The following is a 17,086-nucleotide window of genomic DNA, read 5'->3' on the forward strand; positions in this document are numbered from 1 at the left end:
TTTTAGTGGGCACGTTCTTCAGGGTCTCGCTAATGGTTATTTACCCCGTGGTTGTGGCGCTCCTGTTTTTTCAATTGAGACTTCGGATATCCAAGGTTGTAATTGGGCTCCTGATTTTGATCACTATCTCGTTGGTTGCTTCTTTTGGGAGTGGGTGGTACCTGCGCTATAAGTTCATGTCTCTCTATTATATGCTGCCTCTTGTGGTATTGTTGTTTGCTAACCCGGGAAAGTTGCATAGCGGCGTCGAGGATATTGTGCGGACTTTTTTTAAATGCCTCGCAGTAATTGCGGTTCTCAATAATCTCGTCGGTTTTATTCAAGTGATCCGGCATCCCAATTCGGACGATAGCTTTACAGGGATCTACTCTACCTTTTCTATATCTCTGGGGGGGCTTGTGATACTCAATATGGTTTTGTTTGGGTTCTATTTTTTTTCCTGGCTGGCTGCTAAAAACAAAAAGGATTTGTGGGCTGCCCTTTTTTTCCTGATATCTTCGATCATGGGCTTTTTTGGCGGTGGTTTGATCGCCTTTATGATTGCTTTTATTCTTACTTTTTTCAAGCCCAGGATTATTTCAATCATCAAATTCTTTTTTGTAACGCTGTTTTCTCTTGTCGCAGCTTATTATGTACTCGCTTTGGTGAAGCCGAATGTCCTGGCTTATAATATTTCGAATATCAAGAAAGTGTTTCAGTATGATATGCCCACTGGAGCAAGAAAGGTAATGGCTTTTCGCAACTACGGTGTTGCCTATTCTTCGAATGTGAAGGATTTTCTGTTGGGGTCGGGGCCTGGTACGTTCAATAGCCGAAGTGCCTTTATGATCGGCAGCCCTTCCTATTTTACGAGTGTTTCATTCATAAAGTCGCCTAATCAGCCTTATTATTTTAAACATTATGCTTATCCTCTTTGGAATGAGCACAATACTTCTCAGGCATTATATCAGGATGGCTTCCGCAATCAGCCTTTTTCTTCGCTGCTGTCTTTTTTGGGCGAATATGGATTCCTGTTTACCTTTTTCTTTCTGCTGTACTATTATAAGAGTTATAAGCAGATCAGGTGGACGGGACGCAACAATCAGTCACCGGGATTTGCTGCCTATGAGAAGCTGCTGAAATTTCTATACATATTCCTGGCAATGCTGTTTTGCATAGATAACTTTTTTGAGTATGCGGAAACTACCCTGCTGATCGTTTCGGTCATCAAGTTGATCCACATCCACTTTGTGAATAGCTCACCAATGCAGGAGCCTGAGCTGGTTACATGAACATGGCGGGGTGGCTTGTTTTCTGGCAGATCAGTTTACCGTTTTCCCAATAATTTTCTGGATACAAGCTCTTTAGTAAGATTACCGATAAACAAGGTGTTTGTGTACAAGTAACGCTTAAACATCCTGCCAGGTTGCTGTGCCAGCCTGTAAAGCCATTCAAGCGACCAATCCTGCATCCATTTTGGGGAACGTTTTTGAACGCCTGCCATGACCGGAAATGCTCCTCCGAGGCCCAGTAGTATAGCATTGATGGAGTGATAATTTGCAGCCATCCATTTTTCCTGTTTTGGGCAGCCTAGAGAGACGAGTACGAAATGGGCACCCGAAGCATTGATCAAGTCAACATGTGACTTCAATTCCGCCTCCTCTAATTGCCGGAAGGGCGGGGAGATGCTACCAACAATTTCGGCATTAGGATATTGCGTCCTTGCTTTTTCCGTAATCTTTTGCAATACTTCATCTGTAGAGCCATAGAGGAATATCTTGCCCTTGAAAGCATTGGCCTGCTCAAAAATGGCGGGCATAAAATCCATTCCTGCAACCCGTTCCTGCTTTTTATGATACAGCCACTTGCAGGCCATAGCCAATGGCTTGCCATCGGGCAGGATGAGCATTGCCTTTTCGAGGAGACGTCCAAAAGCCGGATCATTCCTGGCTTCGATGGTCATATGCACATTGGCAAAGCACACAAATCCTTGCTGGTGCGCCAAGCCCTTCCTACTCACTTCTCCGAGGCTCTCCCGGAAGGATAGATTATTAACTGTAAGACTTATTATTCGTGATCTGTCCTTCATGCGGCAGGAATATCTTTATCCGAAGAAATCAGGATTCTGCAAATACCATTGGTAGGTTCTTTCAAGTCCCTCAGTGATCGAAACAACTGGTTGGTATTGTAATAAACCGGTTGCCTTGGAGATTTCAGCGAGGCTGTCTCTGATGTCTCCGGCCCTATCGGGACCATGGATCGGTTCGCCGGCATAACCTGTCAACTTCGCGATGCTGTAAAACAATTGGTTGAGAGAAGTCTTTGAACCATAGGCGATGTTGTAGATATTATTCCAGCTTGACGGATTTTCGTTGAAGATGGTACCAATGTTTACATCTACGACATTTTCAACAAATGTAAAATCCCTGCTTTGCTCGCCGTTGCCGTTTATGACGGGCGACCTGCCTGCCATCATCTCCTTAAAGAATATCGGAATTACAGCTGCATAGGGGCCCTGAGGGTTTTGCCGGGGACCAAACACATTAAAATACCGGAAACCGATATAATGAAAGTCATAAAGGTTAGAGAACACCTTGGCATACAGTTCGCTGATCAATTTAGTCACAGCATAGGGAGAAAGCGGATCGCCGATCTTGCTTTCAATCTTAGGCAGGTCCGGATTATTGCCATAGGTAGAAGAAGAGGAGGCAAAAGCGATCTTTTTGACCTGGTTTTCTTTAGCGGCAAAAAAAACGTTTAGGGTACCCGTTACGTTATGTTCGTTGGTGGTAATGGGACTCTGGATAGACCTGGGTACTGAACCCAATGCTGCCTGATGAAGGATGGCCGTCATTCCTTTTGAAGCCTTTACTACGGTTTCATAATCTCTTATATCACCTTCAATAAATTCAAACTTAGGGTTCGAGAGGAATCCGGCAATATTCCTTTTTGACCCTGTAATAAGGTTATCTATGACCCTTACTACTTCTACGTCGGGGTGCATCAACAGTTTTTCGCAAATATTGGAGCCAATAAAGCCTGCTCCACCAGTAATAAGGACTTTCCTTTTCATACTCAAGGTTATGATTGTTGGAGTTTAATGCGCGCAAAAGTAGCGAATCTATTGGTTCAACGGTTTGAAGGGCAGACGTGGATTGATATTTGTAGAATGACATATATCTAACCGTATCAACCTTATACGGATTAACTAACGGTGTCAGAATTAATAGCTAAAATGAAAATCTTTAAAAATAAAACTTGCAGCGCAACGTTTAAAAGCGGCGTGCTGTCAAGGTATAAACATTCACGATTATTCGAAGGGAATCTGAATTTTTAACAATTCAGAAGCGTATAGTAGATTGAATGTTAACAAAATTTGCTTTCTTTGCACTTAGAAAGGCGTAAGTAGAAACTAATTTATTATCGAATGGCCATCCCTCCGGGGACGGAAAAGCACTATTAACGCATGATGACGACGACCTTTTCCAAAATCCAGTCCGTTGAAAGAAAGCCTGGAGTATCTGTTGACACCGCCGCCTTACGAACTTATCTTAATGAGAAGCGTAAATACTTCATTTTTAAGCGATTATTTGATATCGTTTTATCCTCCCTGGTAATTATTTTTCTGTTAAGCTGGTTAGTTCCATTAGTAGCATTGCTGATTAGGCTTGATTCATCGGGTCCGGTGTTTTTTATACAAAAACGTGTAGGACGCTGGGGCAGAAGTTTTAACTGTTTCAAGTTCAGAACTATGGTGGTGAATGATCAGGCTAACACTAAACAGGCTGCCGAAAATGATAAAAGGATCACCAGGATCGGTAATTTTCTGCGCAAGTCGAACCTGGATGAGTTTCCACAATTCTTCAACGTTCTGCTGGGACAAATGAGTATTGTGGGCCCAAGACCACATATGCATTCTGATTGTAATTCGTTTTCTTCTGTTGTTCATAATTACAAATTCCGTAATACGGTGAAACCGGGGATCACCGGATTAGCGCAGGTAAAGGGCTACCGCGGACCAACAAAAAGCTTTGAAGACGTATTTCACCGCTATCAGTTTGATGCCTTTTATATCCGAAACGCCAATTTTTGGCTGGATATGAGAATCGTTCGGAAAACAGCAGCCCAGACCTTTAAAATGCTTTTCGGGAAGCTTTTTGCCTCGGAAGTTGCAAATGAAGAAGTTGAAACACCGCAAAAATGGACGGCATCTTTTAAAAGCCTCAATTAGTATTTCGAAATGATTTTTTGATATCGGGTGGTCTTCGGCCACCCGTTTTTATTTACCCCACCCATCCCTGTCGAGGCTTCTGTATTGAATAGCTTCTGCAACATGCTCCGGTGCGATGTCGATGCTCTCTGCAAGATCGGCGATCGTGCGGCTTACTTTCAAAATGCGGTCATAGGCCCGTGCTGAAAGATCGAGTTTCTCCATGGCATTTTTCAAGAGGTGCTGACCAGTTGTGTTTAATATACATACTTGCCTGAGGAGACTGCTTCCCATTTGTGCATTGCAATAGATGCCTGGATGGTCTTTAAACCGGGCAGTTTGAGTTTCCCGGGCATTGATCACCCGCTGCCTGATCTGTACGGAAGGTTCACCAGGTTTTTGTGTTTCCAGTTCTGAAAAAGTAACAGGTGTTACTTCTACATGCAGGTCAATGCGATCCATTAAAGGGCCGGATATTTTACTGAGGTACTTTTGAATGTGGCCGGGTGGGCAACTGCATTCCCTGGTTGGATGATTGTAAAATCCGCACACGCATGGATTCATAGCGGCAATTAGAATAAAGCTTGCCGGAAAATCTACTACCAGCTTTGCCCGTGAAATACTTACTTTTCTTTCTTCAATTGGTTGCCGCATCACTTCTAATACTGAGCGTTTGAATTCGGGCAGTTCATCAAGAAACAATACTCCGTTGTGAGCCAGTGAAATTTCGCCCGGTTGCGGTACGCTGCCGCCTCCTACAAGCGCTACATCGCTCACGGTATGGTGGGGCGACCGGAAGGGGCGCCGGGATACGAGCATCGAGTTCTCGGGTAACCTGCCGGCAACTGAATGTATTTTAGTTGTTTCCAAAGCTTCTGCCAGGGTTAAAGGCGGAAGGATGGTAGGCAGCCGTTTGGCCAACATGGTTTTGCCGGCGCCGGGAGGTCCTATCAATATGGCGTTATGACCGCCTGCAGCTGCAATCTCCATAGCACGTTTGGTATTCTCCTGACCCTTCACTTCCAGGAAGTCGAAGTCGAATTGTTGCTGGGCGGTAAAAAACTCATCTCTGGTATTAACCGTTACCGGTTGTAACGTGGACTCATCTTCGAAAAACCTTATTACTTCCGTAATATGGCTAACGCCATAGACCTGCAGGTTATTGACAATGGCCGCCTCGCGGGCATTTTGTTTGGGAAGTATCAATCCTCTGAACTGCTCCTTACGGGTAGTAATGGCTATAGGCAGCGCACCCCTGATAGGTTGTATCGTTCCATCGAGGTTTAATTCACCCATGATCACATAGTCCCTGATCTTTTCCGGCGCCGACATTTGTTCGGAAGCCGCCAGCGTTCCAATTGCTATGGGTAAATCGAATGCCGAGCCGGTTTTGCGGATATCGGCTGGTGCCAGGTTGACCACCAGCTTTCGGCGGGGCATGAAATAGTTGTTGCTTTTGAGCGCGCTTTCCACGCGTTGCAGACTTTCTTTGACGGCACTGTCGGGGAGGCCGACGATATGATAATCGGCGCCGCTCATTTCGTTTACCTCAACCGTAATAGTGGTGGCTTCAACGCCATATACGGCGCTGCCAAACGTTTTAACAAGCATGAATATGGGCTATTTATCTTACTGGTTGGGACAGGAAGATAAATAAAAAACATAATACATCAATGCGAAGATGTATTATTTGGATAGTGGCTGCAGACTTTTTACATTGATTTTCTATTGAGTCAACCTGCACATGGTTCAGTACTTGTTAAGACACCTTTATCGTGCTTTTACAGAGCCTTCAAAGAGCAGCCTGCAGCCAGGATCGGCAATGATCTCAGATACCTGACCTTCTACGGGTATGTTCAGCGTCTCCAATTGTTTGCTCACACGTATCGTCTTGTTAAACAGGTATCGATGCCCCGGTCCATAAAAGGCCAGCTCGATCGGGAAGGCGAATACTACATCCTGTTTTTGCTGTATAGTAAGTGCTACTGCCTTCTTTTCCTTGTTGGGCTCATAGGTTATTTCAATGATGGGATGGCCGGGTGTCAACAGCCATTGTTTAAAGAACTGGCGGAGATCTTTGCCCGATACTTCTTCCATGCATTTACGCAGGTCGTCGGTGGATGCATTCTTACCGCTGTACCGTGCATAATAGTTGCGGATGCCTTTCCAGAAGATGGTATCGCCCAGTTCGCCACGCAGCATATGCAACACCCATCCGCCTTTTTGATAGGAATTAGGGTTGAGCAGGTCCATGTAGTTTCTTACCGATGTATCAACAATCGATTTTTGTACACGTTTGGTATAGGCTATCACCTGACTTCTGTCTTCCAGCAACATTTTGCGGGCTGTATCCTGGCCATATTTATTTTCAAAGTAAAGGATGGTCATATAGGTGGCAAATCCCTCACTGAGCCAGATATGCGCCCATTCGGTTTCGGTGGCCATATCGCCAAACCACTGGTGGGCGATCTCATGCGTCAGCAGCGACTCCGACCGGCGCGTGCCCGTTACTGACCCTTCCGAATAAAAGATGGCTCCTGCATTCTCCAAACCACCAAACATGGTCTTTGACTGTACGTTCGCCAGTTTTTTATATCCATAGGGCCCCACGTTCCTGATAAAGTAGGGGAGTATTTCCGTGGCCTGTGCGTAATCGTAAAATCCCTTATCCTTGTTTTCCGGGTATACCCAGCTGTACACCGGAATACATTGTACATCACCGGCATATTGAACTGCAAAATCGGCCACGCCTATCACCATTACCTTCATAGGCAAGGGAGTAGTTTCCTTATAATGGGTCAACTTCAGGTTGTTGGCGAGGGAGGTTTCCTCAACCTGGATGCCATTGGCTACTACCTGATAATGATTGGGGGCGGTGACGATGAAATCGACCGGCGCTTTATCAGATGGATGGTCGATACAGGGCAGCCAGTGGTGTGCACGGTTGGGCCAGTTATCGGCAAAGAAGCCACGGTTCTTGTATTTATTGTTGTCGATGATCAGTCCATCGGAGGGAATGCCCTCATATGTGATCTCGATGGACTTCCTGTCACCTGTTTTTAGGGGAATGTCAATGTGTATCGAGTCGGCCGATTGCCGAAAGGTAACCGTCTGCTCGCCCGATTTTACCTGCAGTACCGTCATGCCTTTGCCATCCGGCTTTTTTGCGGTTAGTTCAAAGACTACTGATGTGGAGGGTTGCAGCGCCAGTATCTCTATCCCTGCTTTTCCCTGTATGCTGTTGTTGGCATCATTGAGTGTGAGTCCGAATGTATAGTGCTGTACATCGATCCGTGCGCCTGGTTGTTGTGCCTGGATACGGTTGCCTGCCAAAAAGGCCAGGAATAGCCATGCGATCCGCTTCATGCAGTAAGATTTGCCAATGAAGATATGGCAAAAGCGTTATAGCCGCTCCAGCAATTCTACCACCTTTTCTCTTTTCAGGATCAGGTAGCCGAGCCTGTCATTGCTGATACCCTCCTTGAGCTGGTAACTGAACTGTAACTGATCGCCATTCACCGTGGTCTCAAAATAACGGAAGGAGATATTGGGATGCTTGCGCAGGTCTTCGCCGATCTCGTACAAATGGGTGGAGAGGATGAACAACGCAGACTTGATCTTTATGAGCCCTTCGATTACCGTATAGGAACATTTCATGGCATCCTGCACATTGGTGCCTTTGAACAGCTCGTCGATGAGTACGAGCCATTTGCGGCCATCGTTGATCTTCACGATGGTATTGCGGATGCGTTGTACTTCGTTGAAGAAATAACTTTCGCCCTTTACGATATTATCGACCACATTGATATTGCTTAGCAGCCCGTCGAATATGGTAAGCCGCATCGTAGCGGCAGGTACGCCCATGCCGAGGTGGGCAAGGAATACTGAAGAGCCGACTGCCTTAATAAAAGTGCTTTTGCCCGCCATATTGGCCCCGGTAAGAAATACAAAGTTGCTTTCCTTACTCATCTGTACATCGTAAGGAACCGGTGTTGGAAGCAGAATATGGTACAATGCCCGGGCATCGATGAGAGGTTGATCCTGCACTACAAATTCGGGAAAACAGAGCTTGTACTTCTGCATGGCAGTGGCCATGGAATACCAGGCATCGAACCGGCCGTAAATGCTGATGAGCTCAAATAAGGGGCTTTTGAAATGATCCTTTACATACGAACCAAAGTAAATGGTTTGGGTGAGGCTGAACTTGTGTCCGGGGGCAAGATGCCGCAGGTCCTGTAACTCGCGCTTGTTGAGCAGGTCCTTGGCCCGCTGCAGGTAAGTGCGGATCAGCACCGGCGCCTGGTTGTTCTCAAAAAGATCGATCAGTTGATGCATGCCGCGTACAAAATCGGCGAAGTGCGACAGTGAATACCGCACGAGCGCGAAATCAGCGGCATGAAATACCTTATAGGTGATGGCGTTGAGCAAATTGGCACCCGGCATGGAATCGACATTACTATCATAAAACCGTTCGATGACCATTACGGTCCCATTGGTGATGGTCAATGGCCAACTGGCCATATTGTCCCGGATGGTCCGGATGATATGTTGGGTTTCCTGTATCTGCCGTAAGTCGCTGAAAGGGTTCTTAAAAAACCTTAATAGCCATTCGCGGCCTTCGACGGTACGAGTAAAATTCAGCCGGTGGAATATTGAAAATTCTTCCTCGTGCTGAAAAAGGGACAGGTCATTGTAGGTAGTAAGGTCGAGTTCCATAGTTTTTCCAAATTAGGGATTATCGCTCAAAAGTTAAACGTTCTCCCTTTTGAGATTCATCCCATACCCCATTTCCATAAACCATATGCCCATTTACAAAAGTATTTGTGATCGTGCCCGGGAATGTAAACCCTTCGAGGGGGCTCCAGCCGCATTTGTAAAGGATATTTTCGGGGGCTATGGTGTAAGGTTTTTGGAGGTCGACGATCACCAGATCGGCCTTGTATCCTTCCCGGATATATCCCCTGTCGCCAATCTGAAAACAGGTGGCAACAGCATGGCTCATCTTTTCTACTACTTTTTCGATGGTGATGGCACCTTGTTGTACATAGTGGAGCATTAGCAGCAGGGAATGTTGTACCAGGGGCAGGCCGGCGTGAGCGTGTTCGTAACTGCCATCGAGTAGGCGAAGGCTACCGTTGGCTGTTCGCTCGTACCCTTTTTCGGCCAGGGTATGGGGTGCATGATCGGTGGCGATGATATCAAGTCTGTCGTCGAGCAGGGCTTCCCATAGGGCTTTACGGTTATGCGGCGCCTTGATGGCCGGGTTGCATTTGATGCGGTTGCCCAGCGCAGCATAATCATCGCTGGTAAAATGCAGGTGGTGAACGCAGACCTCTGCGGTGATATTCTTTTGGCTCAGGGGCACCATATTGCCGAAAAGCTGTAGCTCCTTTTCGGTGCTGATGTGCAGGATATGCAGCCGGCTATTGTGTTTTTTGGCAAATTGAATGGCCGTCAACGACGATTCGAAGCATCCGTTTTCGTCGCGGATCAGGGGATGATCGGATGGTTCCAGTTGTCCCTTTTCTTTTTTGATCCTCTCCAGGTTGGCTTTGATGATCTTTTCATCTTCGCAATGCGTGGCTATGAGTACCTCACTGCCGCCAAAAATTCTGTCGAGTGTGAGATAATTGTCGACCAGCAAACCGCCGGTTGAAGAACCCATAAAGATCTTAACGCCACAGATATCCCGTTTGCGGTCATTGGTTCTTAATACTTCATCGGTATTGTCATTGCTGGTGCCCATGAAGAAGGAATAGTTGGCCAATGAGGTGTTGGCACCAATGTTGTATTTGTCCTCCAGCAATTGCTGGGTGAAGACGGGGGGCACGGTATTGGGCATTTCCATGAATGAGGTTACACCGCCTGCCACGGCTGCTTTCGACTCCGTATAGATACTGGCCTTATGCGTAAGGCCGGGCTCCCGAAAATGAACCTGATCATCGATAGCGCCGGGTAATAAATGTTTTCCCTCGCCGTTAATTTCCTTTACTGCAATGGTGGATTGCAAGGAGGAGCCGATCTTTTCAATACGGCCATCTTTGATAAGCACATCATTCACTGCAGACTTGCCTTCGTTAACTACGGTAATATTCTTTATCAGGTAATTTTGCATATCTTGAACGCTGAATAGTATGATTTTAGCTAATTTATAGAGCCGTGACTATCTTGATAAACACGGGCCAGGAATGCACCTTTATTAAACAAACGAACATGCAATTTATCGCAAAATCCATTCTCCGGCTTTCCGTTTTCCTGTTTCCGGCCGTTACCCTGGGGCAATCGACTTACCTGCCGCAGGGACACAAACACCAGGCTTTGCTGGACCGACTGGAAATCAAGCTGCAATATAATACCGACCTGAATGTTTCTACACTAAAGCCCTTGAGCCGCCGCATTGCGGTAAGGGTGGGTGAATATGCCGATTCGGTACAGATGGTCAACCCTGACTTCCTTTCGAAAGTGGATCAATACAATCTGAAAAGCCTGTACATGAACAGCTCCGAATGGGCCAGCGATACAACAGGTTTTGCCAGCAGAAGGCCCATCCTGAAAACCTTTTATAAAACAAAGGCCAACTTCATAGAGGTCAATCAAAAGGATTTCTTCCTGGCTGTTAACCCGGTTTTCCAGGGGCAGCTTTCGGCCGAGAGTGATGGCGGTGACAGGCCCTTCGTGAATTCCAAAGGTTTTACTTTGCGCGGTATGATCGCCAAAAGGTTGGGCTTTTCCGCTTACCTTACCGACAACCAGGAGCGCGGTCCGCTGTATGTGCAGGACCGTATCATCCGATACGATGCAGTACCGGGTGTTGGCTTCTACAAAGATTTCAAGAATACAGCCACCGACTACATAGACGCGCGCGGATCGATCAATTTCACCGCCGCCAAATACCTCGATTTCCAGTTTGGATATGATAAGAACTTTATCGGTAATGGTTACCGAAGTCTATACCTCAGCGATTATGGCAATAGCTATCTTTTCCTCAAGATCAATACCCGTATCTGGAAGATCGATTATATGAACCTGTTCATGGAGCTGGTGCCCCAAACCATCGACATCAGTGCGGGAGATAAGATCCTTGACCGCAAGTATGCCGCCATTCACCACCTGAGCATGCAGGTAACCCGCTGGTTGAACGTGGGGGTTTTTGAGGCGGTAACTTTTGGCCGCAAGAACCATTTTGATTTTCTGTACCTCAATCCCATCATATTTCTCCGGGCCTCGGAACAACAGGCAGGCAGCGGCGACAACGCCATTATTGGCTTAGATCTCAAGGCCAATGTGGCAAAACGTTTCCAGTTTTACGGGCAATTGATGCTGGATGAACTTAAACTGAGCGAAGCCGGCGGCGGCAAGGGATGGTGGGCCAATAAATTTGGTGTGCAGGCAGGCGCTAAATACATCGATGCCTTTGGTGCCAAAAACCTCGACTTGCAGGGAGAGCTGAACTTCGCGCGCCCATTCTCTTATACCCACTACGATTCGGTGGCCAACTACACCCACTACAATCAGCCTTTAGCGCATCCGCTGGGAGCTAATTTCATTGAAGCCATCGGTATCATTCGGTATCAGCCGCATCCCAAATGGAATACGTCGGCCCGCCTGATCCTTTGGACGCAGGGCACAGATACTGCGGACAGCAATGTGGGCAGCAATATTTTCATGCTCAATACGACCCGTAAATCGGATTACGGATATAGTCTGCCCAATGGGCCCCGTTCGAATGGGATCAACGCACAGTTGCTGGCTTCTTATGAATGGAAAGAAAATCTATTCATCGAGGGATCGGTTTTGATCAGGCGTCTTACTTCAGCCGTAACGCCGGATCGCAATACATCCATGTTTACGCTCGGTGTGAGGATGAATATGTTCAGACGGGAATACGATTATTAGTGTCTGACCAGATATATTCAGCGGCCTTCACCACCAGTGAAGGCCGTTTTCGTGGAGGCCGGTATAAAAAACAAAAAGCAGGGGCATCGCTGCCTGCCTGCTTCTCGTATTCGGTATGCCCACGACCTTTGTAAAGGGCCTACCTGTTAGGAAACCACCACTGTTAGGACTGACTAAATCCCGAGGCTGCTAAAATACTCGCCAGTAGGTCGTTGCCCGGGAATCCGTATGTGAAATGCAGGATTTTGTATGTGAAATGCAGAACACCGGTGGTGAGTGCTTTGGGGGGACGAGCGTTGTTGCTGAATTGCGCTGCACACCGTATCCGTTGGCAAGGATTAGTTTGTATGATCCTTGTCTAGCGGAAATTGAAGTTTCTAAGAAATTCTTCTTTGTAGTTGCGACCAATGGGCAGCTCGGTTTTATTGATCTGTACTTCCTGGTCGTTGAATGATTGGATGGCATGGATATTTACAGCGTAAGAGCGATGGATGCGAACCAATGGTTTGTAGTTTATTTTATCCAACAGCTGGCTCAGGGAGAGCCGTAGTACAAACTTCTTTTCTGCCGTGATCACATTGATATAATTGTTGTCGGCCTCGATGTAAAGCAGGTCGGCTAACCGGATCTTGACGAACACATAATTGTTCTTCACGAATATGTATTCGTTCATCTGCAATACGGTTTCCTTCTCTGTCGATTCCGGAACGGCCCTTTCTGTACTTTGTTCGATGGGGATCACTTTTCCGGGGGACGGCTGGCTGGCGGTAAGGGCGAAATTGCTGATGGCAAGTTCTATCGCTATCCGGACGTTGGTGATATTATAAGGTTTCGTGAGGAAGGCAGCTGCCTGGAGGTGCTTGACACGATTTACAGTGGCGGCATCAGTATAGGCGGTAAGGAAGATAACAGGAACAGTTCTGTATTGGAGGAGTTCGATGGCGGTATCGATACCGTCTTTATCGCCGATAATGTTTACGTCCATCAGCAGAATGTCGACTTTGTTGCTGTTGTAAAGTTCTTTGGCTTCCTCCGAATTGTCGGCTATGCCCACGACCTGGTATCCATCTTTTTCCAATCCGGCAGCAAGATCCAGGGCCACGATCGATTCGTCTTCTACAATCAGGATATTAATCTTTTCTGTCGGCATATTTCAGGATTGGGGCAATAGGGCCGTCAGGCCGCCTGCCTGGGTAACGTAATGATAAATTGAGTACCCCGGTCGATCACCAGTTGCTGTTGCGCCCTCATTTGTTTGCAGAGGGCAGTGATTAGTTGTTTGCCAAACGAATTGTTCTTTTGTTTCCAGGCTGCTTCATTGATTCCAATGCCATTGTCTCTCACAATGATGTTGATCTTGTCTGGTTCTTCCGCAAAAACGATGTGCAATGCCGGGTAGGGGCAATCGGGATAGGCGTATTTAAGCGCATTGGTGATCATCTCATTGATGATCAACCCAACCGGCAGGGCTTTGTCTATATCCATCATTTCCCGCTCGATCTTTACCTGCAGGTCAAACTGATCGCGGTGAAAGCCGTAAGCCGTGATGAGCGATTCGGCCAGGTCGGTTAAGTACTCCTTCATATTCACCGAGGTGAGGTCGTCCTTTTTGTAAAGACGTTGGTGAATAAAGCTCATGGCCTGCACCCGCTGCTGGCTTTCGCGCAATACGAATACTACACCTTCGTCTTGTACCTTATAGGTCTGCAAGCTGAGCAGACTGCTTACGATCTGTAAGTTGTTCTTAACGCGGTGGTGCAACTCCTTCATCATCACCTCCAGGTGTTTTGACTGGTCGGCGATCTGCTGGCGTTGCCTCCTTACACGGCGGTACAACCAAAGCAGGCTGGTGGTGAGGAGGGCAAACAATACAATAACCGAGGCCAATAAAGCTATTCGTTTGTGTTGGTTATCGCTTTCAGTTTGCAGTTGTTGGATCTGCGATTCCTTTTGAGCAGTTTCGTATCGTGTTTGCAATTCCACCACCTCGTTGGTCTTGGTGATGTTGTTGAGAGAGTCTTCCAGTTTGTCGGCCAATACATAATAATGGAGGGCAGAATCGGTGCGGCCTGCGACCCTGAAAGATTCATGGAGCTGACGGTAAGCATTAAACAGTCGTTCGGGTTTATTGACGCGGAGGGCGGTTGTGAGCATCTTACGACCATACAGCAAGGCCTGCTGGTGGTCGTTGAGCTTCAGGTAAGCGTTGGATATGTTGCCGTAGTTATGAGTGAGGCTGGTGAGGTTGTTGTTTTGAGTATTGAATGCGACGGCTTTGAACAGGTAGTCGAGGGCAAGCGGATAATCCTTTTTGTACTCCAGATAAACCTGGCTGATGTTGTTGTACAGTTTACCGATCTGATCTTTGCCTTTGCCGGTGGAGTTTACCAGTTGTAGTGCTTCGGTGAAGGCACGGAAGGCAGTATCGTAATAATGGCGCCTGTCGGCCCGCTTCCCCATATCCCGATAAATAATCCCCAGCATGTTCAGGCTATTGATAACACCTGCCGGGTCGCCAATCGATTGAAACAACTCCTTTCCCTGCAGAGAGTACCCGATCCCTTTGAGCAGGTATTCGTCGGTGAGGTTATGGCCCGACATATCCTTGTACACCTGGGCAATGTAGAGTAAAGCGTCTGCCTGTGACGCCAGCATGCCATGCTTTTCGTAAATGGCAATAGCGCGGTGCATCAGGTAAAGCGATGCGGTGTAGGCTCCTTTCGTACGACGGGCGTTGGCCAGCGACATGGAGGCATGGGCTTCTCCCGGTTCGTAATTTATGCGGTGAGCGAGATCATTGGCCAGGTTGGCATAATGAATACAACTATCGAGGTTCGTTTGTATAAAATCGATGGCGAGTTCATTCAGTACAGCAACCTTATTGGTATCATTGGGAATGGCTGCAAGAATTTGCCTTAAACTATCCTGCCGGAATGCAGGTGATTGTGCTGCAGTCGACAGACAGAGGGAAAAAAGCACCGGGGTTAGGATGCTTGTCCAATATGTTTTTTGATTGAGCAGGGTGTTCTGGTTTCGGCACCGAAGGTACTTTAGAAATACCCTTTTTGATCAATGGATAGCCACAAAAAACCTCCCGTGTTATGCGGGAGGTGCACTAATCAAAATACATTAACCATTAAACCTTATCCTATGATGATATAAAGGTATATGATCTTTAAGCCAGAACAAAGCTTTGTGCATAATATGTGCTTATTTTAACATGTTTGATAAACAACAAACGTTAGGTGCCTAATTAGCTCACATAGGTGCGACATCTATTGAGCTGAGGCTAGCAGGTTCTGCGAACGTTTTCTGTCTCCTACCGCAATCACAATCGCAATTCACTGGCTTTAACTGTTCGGCATTCCTGAGTTCTTTGATGACCTTTTTTAACTCAATGCCCGTTTTAGTGTCATCAACACGCATTTTAACATCGGGCAGCCCCAATTGCGAAATGCTCTTATTGAAGGCTTCCTTCGTTACCGAAGTAAGGCGCAACACAAGCGACTGACTGGTACTGGTTCTAAATGGCTGACTGGCAAACAGGAGGGTGCTGTCTTTTTCACCCACAGCCATGATCCAGGCTTCTGTGTTTTGCGGCAAAGGAATGCTGCCATCGGTATTGAAAAATCCGTAGGCCTCCTGGTTGGATAGTCTGCCGCCATCCGCAAATAACTTAATGGATGGTATAATGAGGTAAAGGTTGAAGCTGCTCTTTTCCCCATTCTCTATTTTTACGGTGAGTTTGCTTTCAACGTTCGTTTCAGATTTAAGCAGCACATCTATGTTGTACCAGCCAAAGGTCTCTATGTTAAATTGGTAATAGAGTGAGTTACTGTTGAGCGGGCTTACTAATTCGATTGGTGGAATGTAGATTTCTGTGGTATCGAAGTCGCCAACCTCATACACAGTATCGATGATTAAATTGTTGCGATCTACCAGTTTCGTGCTGTCTTGTTCCAGTTGTTGTTTCAGGCCATCCAGATTGTTCTTGACAGCATAATAGGCGTTGCAGCTATCGATACAAGCTAGTGTGATGGTATCCCGGGGCTTCGGTGCCGGTATATTGAGTCGATAAGACTCGTTGTCGATATAGGCGTAAAGCTGATCCAGATCGGCATCGGTTAAAGCGGGAAAAGCATTCATGGCCGTTTTGTTCCATTTCTCATATAGATCATTGTAGTAGCAATCTCCACTGGCCAACACTTTCTGATTGTTGCGGGTAAATTCGTATAATAGTTCAATCCCTCTTGAACCCGCATAAGGCGACAGCTTTTTTGTGGCATGGGCAAGGGCTGGCCCGGTTAAGTCGGTTTCAATCTTATGGCAGGTGGCGCAATTGTTTACGAATATCGCCTTGCCTATATTCAAAGCTTCCTGCTGCGGGTTAGGTGGCAGAGGTTGAGGTTGAACCCAGTTGATGGAACCATCTGGCTTGGTCTCTCCTTTGTATAACTGCATGGTGGTATCAATAAAAGGAGTTGGTGTGGCTATGGCAATAGGCTTTTTGATCTGCACATCCTGCTTATTGGTGGGGCTTAGGAAGATCATACCACCGCTGCTTAGGGGCTGTCCATTGCTGGTAGTGGTAAGTCCGCCGCGAATAATATCCTGCATGGTGTAGGCTTCCTTCACCTCCAACTCAACTTTGGAGGATCCGCTTGCCGCCAGCGTTCCTTTGGGCAGCTTGATGACCGCCTTTTGACGGGTTACCAATATGGTGTCGCGTGTTATGTCGACTGTAAAGAATTCTGAAGGAAGACTGGAGGTGTTGAGGAAATGGCGGGCAACGTCATCGGTTTGCTGACAGGCGATGGCGAATACCGTCAGCACAACGGCGACGAGTAGGGATTTATTCATGATGGGGCTTATTTACTGACCTTGGATGCAATCAGCATTACCTGGCGATACCCCTCGAAACCCCGCCTGGATGGTAAAAAAGCTCTACCTGCCGGGCCACACGATGCCTCGCCACAAAGCAATCGGTAATTGCATATGTGC

12 protein-coding genes are annotated in these 17,086 nt (G+C 46.9%); 3 read left to right on the forward strand and 9 right to left on the reverse strand.

From position 1 onward, the window contains the following. The first annotated feature begins 467 nt into the window (after positions 1-467). On the forward strand, positions 468-1,271 hold the full coding sequence (locus tag P2H89_RS03465; protein WP_275825105.1) for a hypothetical protein: 804 nt from the start codon (positions 468-470) through the stop codon (positions 1,269-1,271). A gap of 35 nt (positions 1,272-1,306) precedes the next feature. Here the strand turns inward: P2H89_RS03465 and P2H89_RS03470 are convergent, their stop codons facing one another. Beyond that, positions 1,307-2,068 (reverse strand): WecB/TagA/CpsF family glycosyltransferase, encoded by a 762-nt coding sequence (locus P2H89_RS03470; RefSeq protein ID WP_275825106.1) that lies wholly within the window; start codon positions 2,066-2,068, stop codon positions 1,307-1,309. A gap of 15 nt (positions 2,069-2,083) precedes the next feature. After that, positions 2,084-3,052, reverse strand: coding sequence for an SDR family oxidoreductase (locus tag P2H89_RS03475; RefSeq protein ID WP_275825107.1), 969 nt, complete (start codon positions 3,050-3,052; stop codon positions 2,084-2,086). A gap of 393 nt (positions 3,053-3,445) precedes the next feature. Between P2H89_RS03475 and P2H89_RS03480 the strand changes: the two genes are divergently transcribed. After that, positions 3,446-4,210 (forward strand): sugar transferase, encoded by a 765-nt coding sequence (locus P2H89_RS03480; protein ID WP_275825108.1) that lies wholly within the window; start codon positions 3,446-3,448, stop codon positions 4,208-4,210. Positions 4,211-4,258: 48 nt separating this feature from the next. Here P2H89_RS03480 and P2H89_RS03485 read toward each other — a convergent pair whose 3' ends face one another. The 4 genes from P2H89_RS03485 to P2H89_RS03500 form a co-directional block, all read right to left on the reverse strand. Next, on the reverse strand, positions 4,259-5,800 hold the full coding sequence (locus P2H89_RS03485) for a YifB family Mg chelatase-like AAA ATPase (RefSeq protein WP_275825109.1): 1,542 nt from the start codon (positions 5,798-5,800) through the stop codon (positions 4,259-4,261). 159 nt (positions 5,801-5,959) lie between these two features. Next, the gene (locus tag P2H89_RS03490; RefSeq protein ID WP_275825110.1) at positions 5,960-7,555 is read right to left on the reverse strand and encodes a M1 family metallopeptidase; all 1,596 of its coding nucleotides are present in this window, start codon (positions 7,553-7,555) and stop codon (positions 5,960-5,962) included. A gap of 36 nt (positions 7,556-7,591) precedes the next feature. Beyond that, on the reverse strand, positions 7,592-8,905 hold the full coding sequence (locus tag P2H89_RS03495; RefSeq protein WP_275825112.1) for a DNA mismatch repair protein MutS: 1,314 nt from the start codon (positions 8,903-8,905) through the stop codon (positions 7,592-7,594). 19 nt (positions 8,906-8,924) lie between these two features. Next, the gene (locus tag P2H89_RS03500) at positions 8,925-10,304 is read right to left on the reverse strand and encodes a dihydroorotase (RefSeq protein ID WP_275825113.1); all 1,380 of its coding nucleotides are present in this window, start codon (positions 10,302-10,304) and stop codon (positions 8,925-8,927) included. A gap of 98 nt (positions 10,305-10,402) precedes the next feature. Between P2H89_RS03500 and P2H89_RS03505 the strand changes: the two genes are divergently transcribed. Continuing rightward, a complete protein-coding gene (locus tag P2H89_RS03505) occupies positions 10,403-12,085 on the forward strand; it encodes a hypothetical protein (RefSeq protein ID WP_275825115.1) in 1,683 nt (560 codons plus the stop codon). Positions 12,086-12,443: 358 nt separating this feature from the next. On the opposite strand, the gene P2H89_RS03510 is transcribed toward P2H89_RS03505, so the two are convergent. The 3 genes from P2H89_RS03510 to P2H89_RS03520 all read right to left on the reverse strand — a co-directional run bounded on the left by P2H89_RS03510 (position 12,444) and on the right by P2H89_RS03520 (position 16,945). Next, entirely contained in the window at positions 12,444-13,235 is a 792-nt protein-coding gene (locus P2H89_RS03510; RefSeq protein WP_275825116.1) for a response regulator, read from the reverse strand. 26 nt (positions 13,236-13,261) lie between these two features. Next, positions 13,262-15,064 carry a sensor histidine kinase gene (locus P2H89_RS03515; RefSeq protein ID WP_275825117.1) on the reverse strand — a complete coding sequence of 601 codons (1,803 nt, stop codon included), beginning with the start codon at positions 15,062-15,064 and terminating at the stop codon, positions 13,262-13,264. A 279-nt stretch (positions 15,065-15,343) separates the two neighbouring features. Continuing rightward, positions 15,344-16,945, reverse strand: a complete 1,602-nt coding sequence (locus P2H89_RS03520) for a c-type cytochrome (RefSeq protein ID WP_275825118.1) — start codon at positions 16,943-16,945, stop codon at positions 15,344-15,346. Between the last annotated feature and the right edge of the window lie 141 nt (positions 16,946-17,086).

The sequence above is a fragment of the Paraflavitalea sp. CAU 1676 genome (genome assembly GCF_029223285.1).
Classification (GTDB): Bacteria; Bacteroidota; Bacteroidia; order Chitinophagales; family Chitinophagaceae; genus Paraflavitalea.

Bases quoted from the DNA above. Each gene is read 5' to 3' on its own strand.
- P2H89_RS03470 (WP_275825106.1), bottom strand. From the start codon at position 2,068: ATGAAGGACAGATCACGAATAATAAGTCTTACAGTTAATAATCTATCC.
- P2H89_RS03475 (WP_275825107.1), bottom strand. From the start codon at position 3,052: ATGAAAAGGAAAGTCCTTATTACTGGTGGAGCAGGCTTTATTGGCTCC.
- P2H89_RS03480 (WP_275825108.1), top strand. From the start codon at position 3,446: ATGATGACGACGACCTTTTCCAAAATCCAGTCCGTTGAAAGAAAGCCT.
- P2H89_RS03485 (WP_275825109.1), bottom strand. From the start codon at position 5,800: ATGCTTGTTAAAACGTTTGGCAGCGCCGTATATGGCGTTGAAGCCACC.
- P2H89_RS03490 (WP_275825110.1), bottom strand. From the start codon at position 7,555: ATGAAGCGGATCGCATGGCTATTCCTGGCCTTTTTGGCAGGCAACCGT.
- P2H89_RS03495 (WP_275825112.1), bottom strand. From the start codon at position 8,905: ATGGAACTCGACCTTACTACCTACAATGACCTGTCCCTTTTTCAGCAC.
- P2H89_RS03500 (WP_275825113.1), bottom strand. From the start codon at position 10,304: ATGCAAAATTACCTGATAAAGAATATTACCGTAGTTAACGAAGGCAAG.
- P2H89_RS03505 (WP_275825115.1), top strand. From the start codon at position 10,403: ATGCAATTTATCGCAAAATCCATTCTCCGGCTTTCCGTTTTCCTGTTT.
- P2H89_RS03510 (WP_275825116.1), bottom strand. From the start codon at position 13,235: ATGCCGACAGAAAAGATTAATATCCTGATTGTAGAAGACGAATCGATC.
- P2H89_RS03520 (WP_275825118.1), bottom strand. From the start codon at position 16,945: ATGAATAAATCCCTACTCGTCGCCGTTGTGCTGACGGTATTCGCCATC.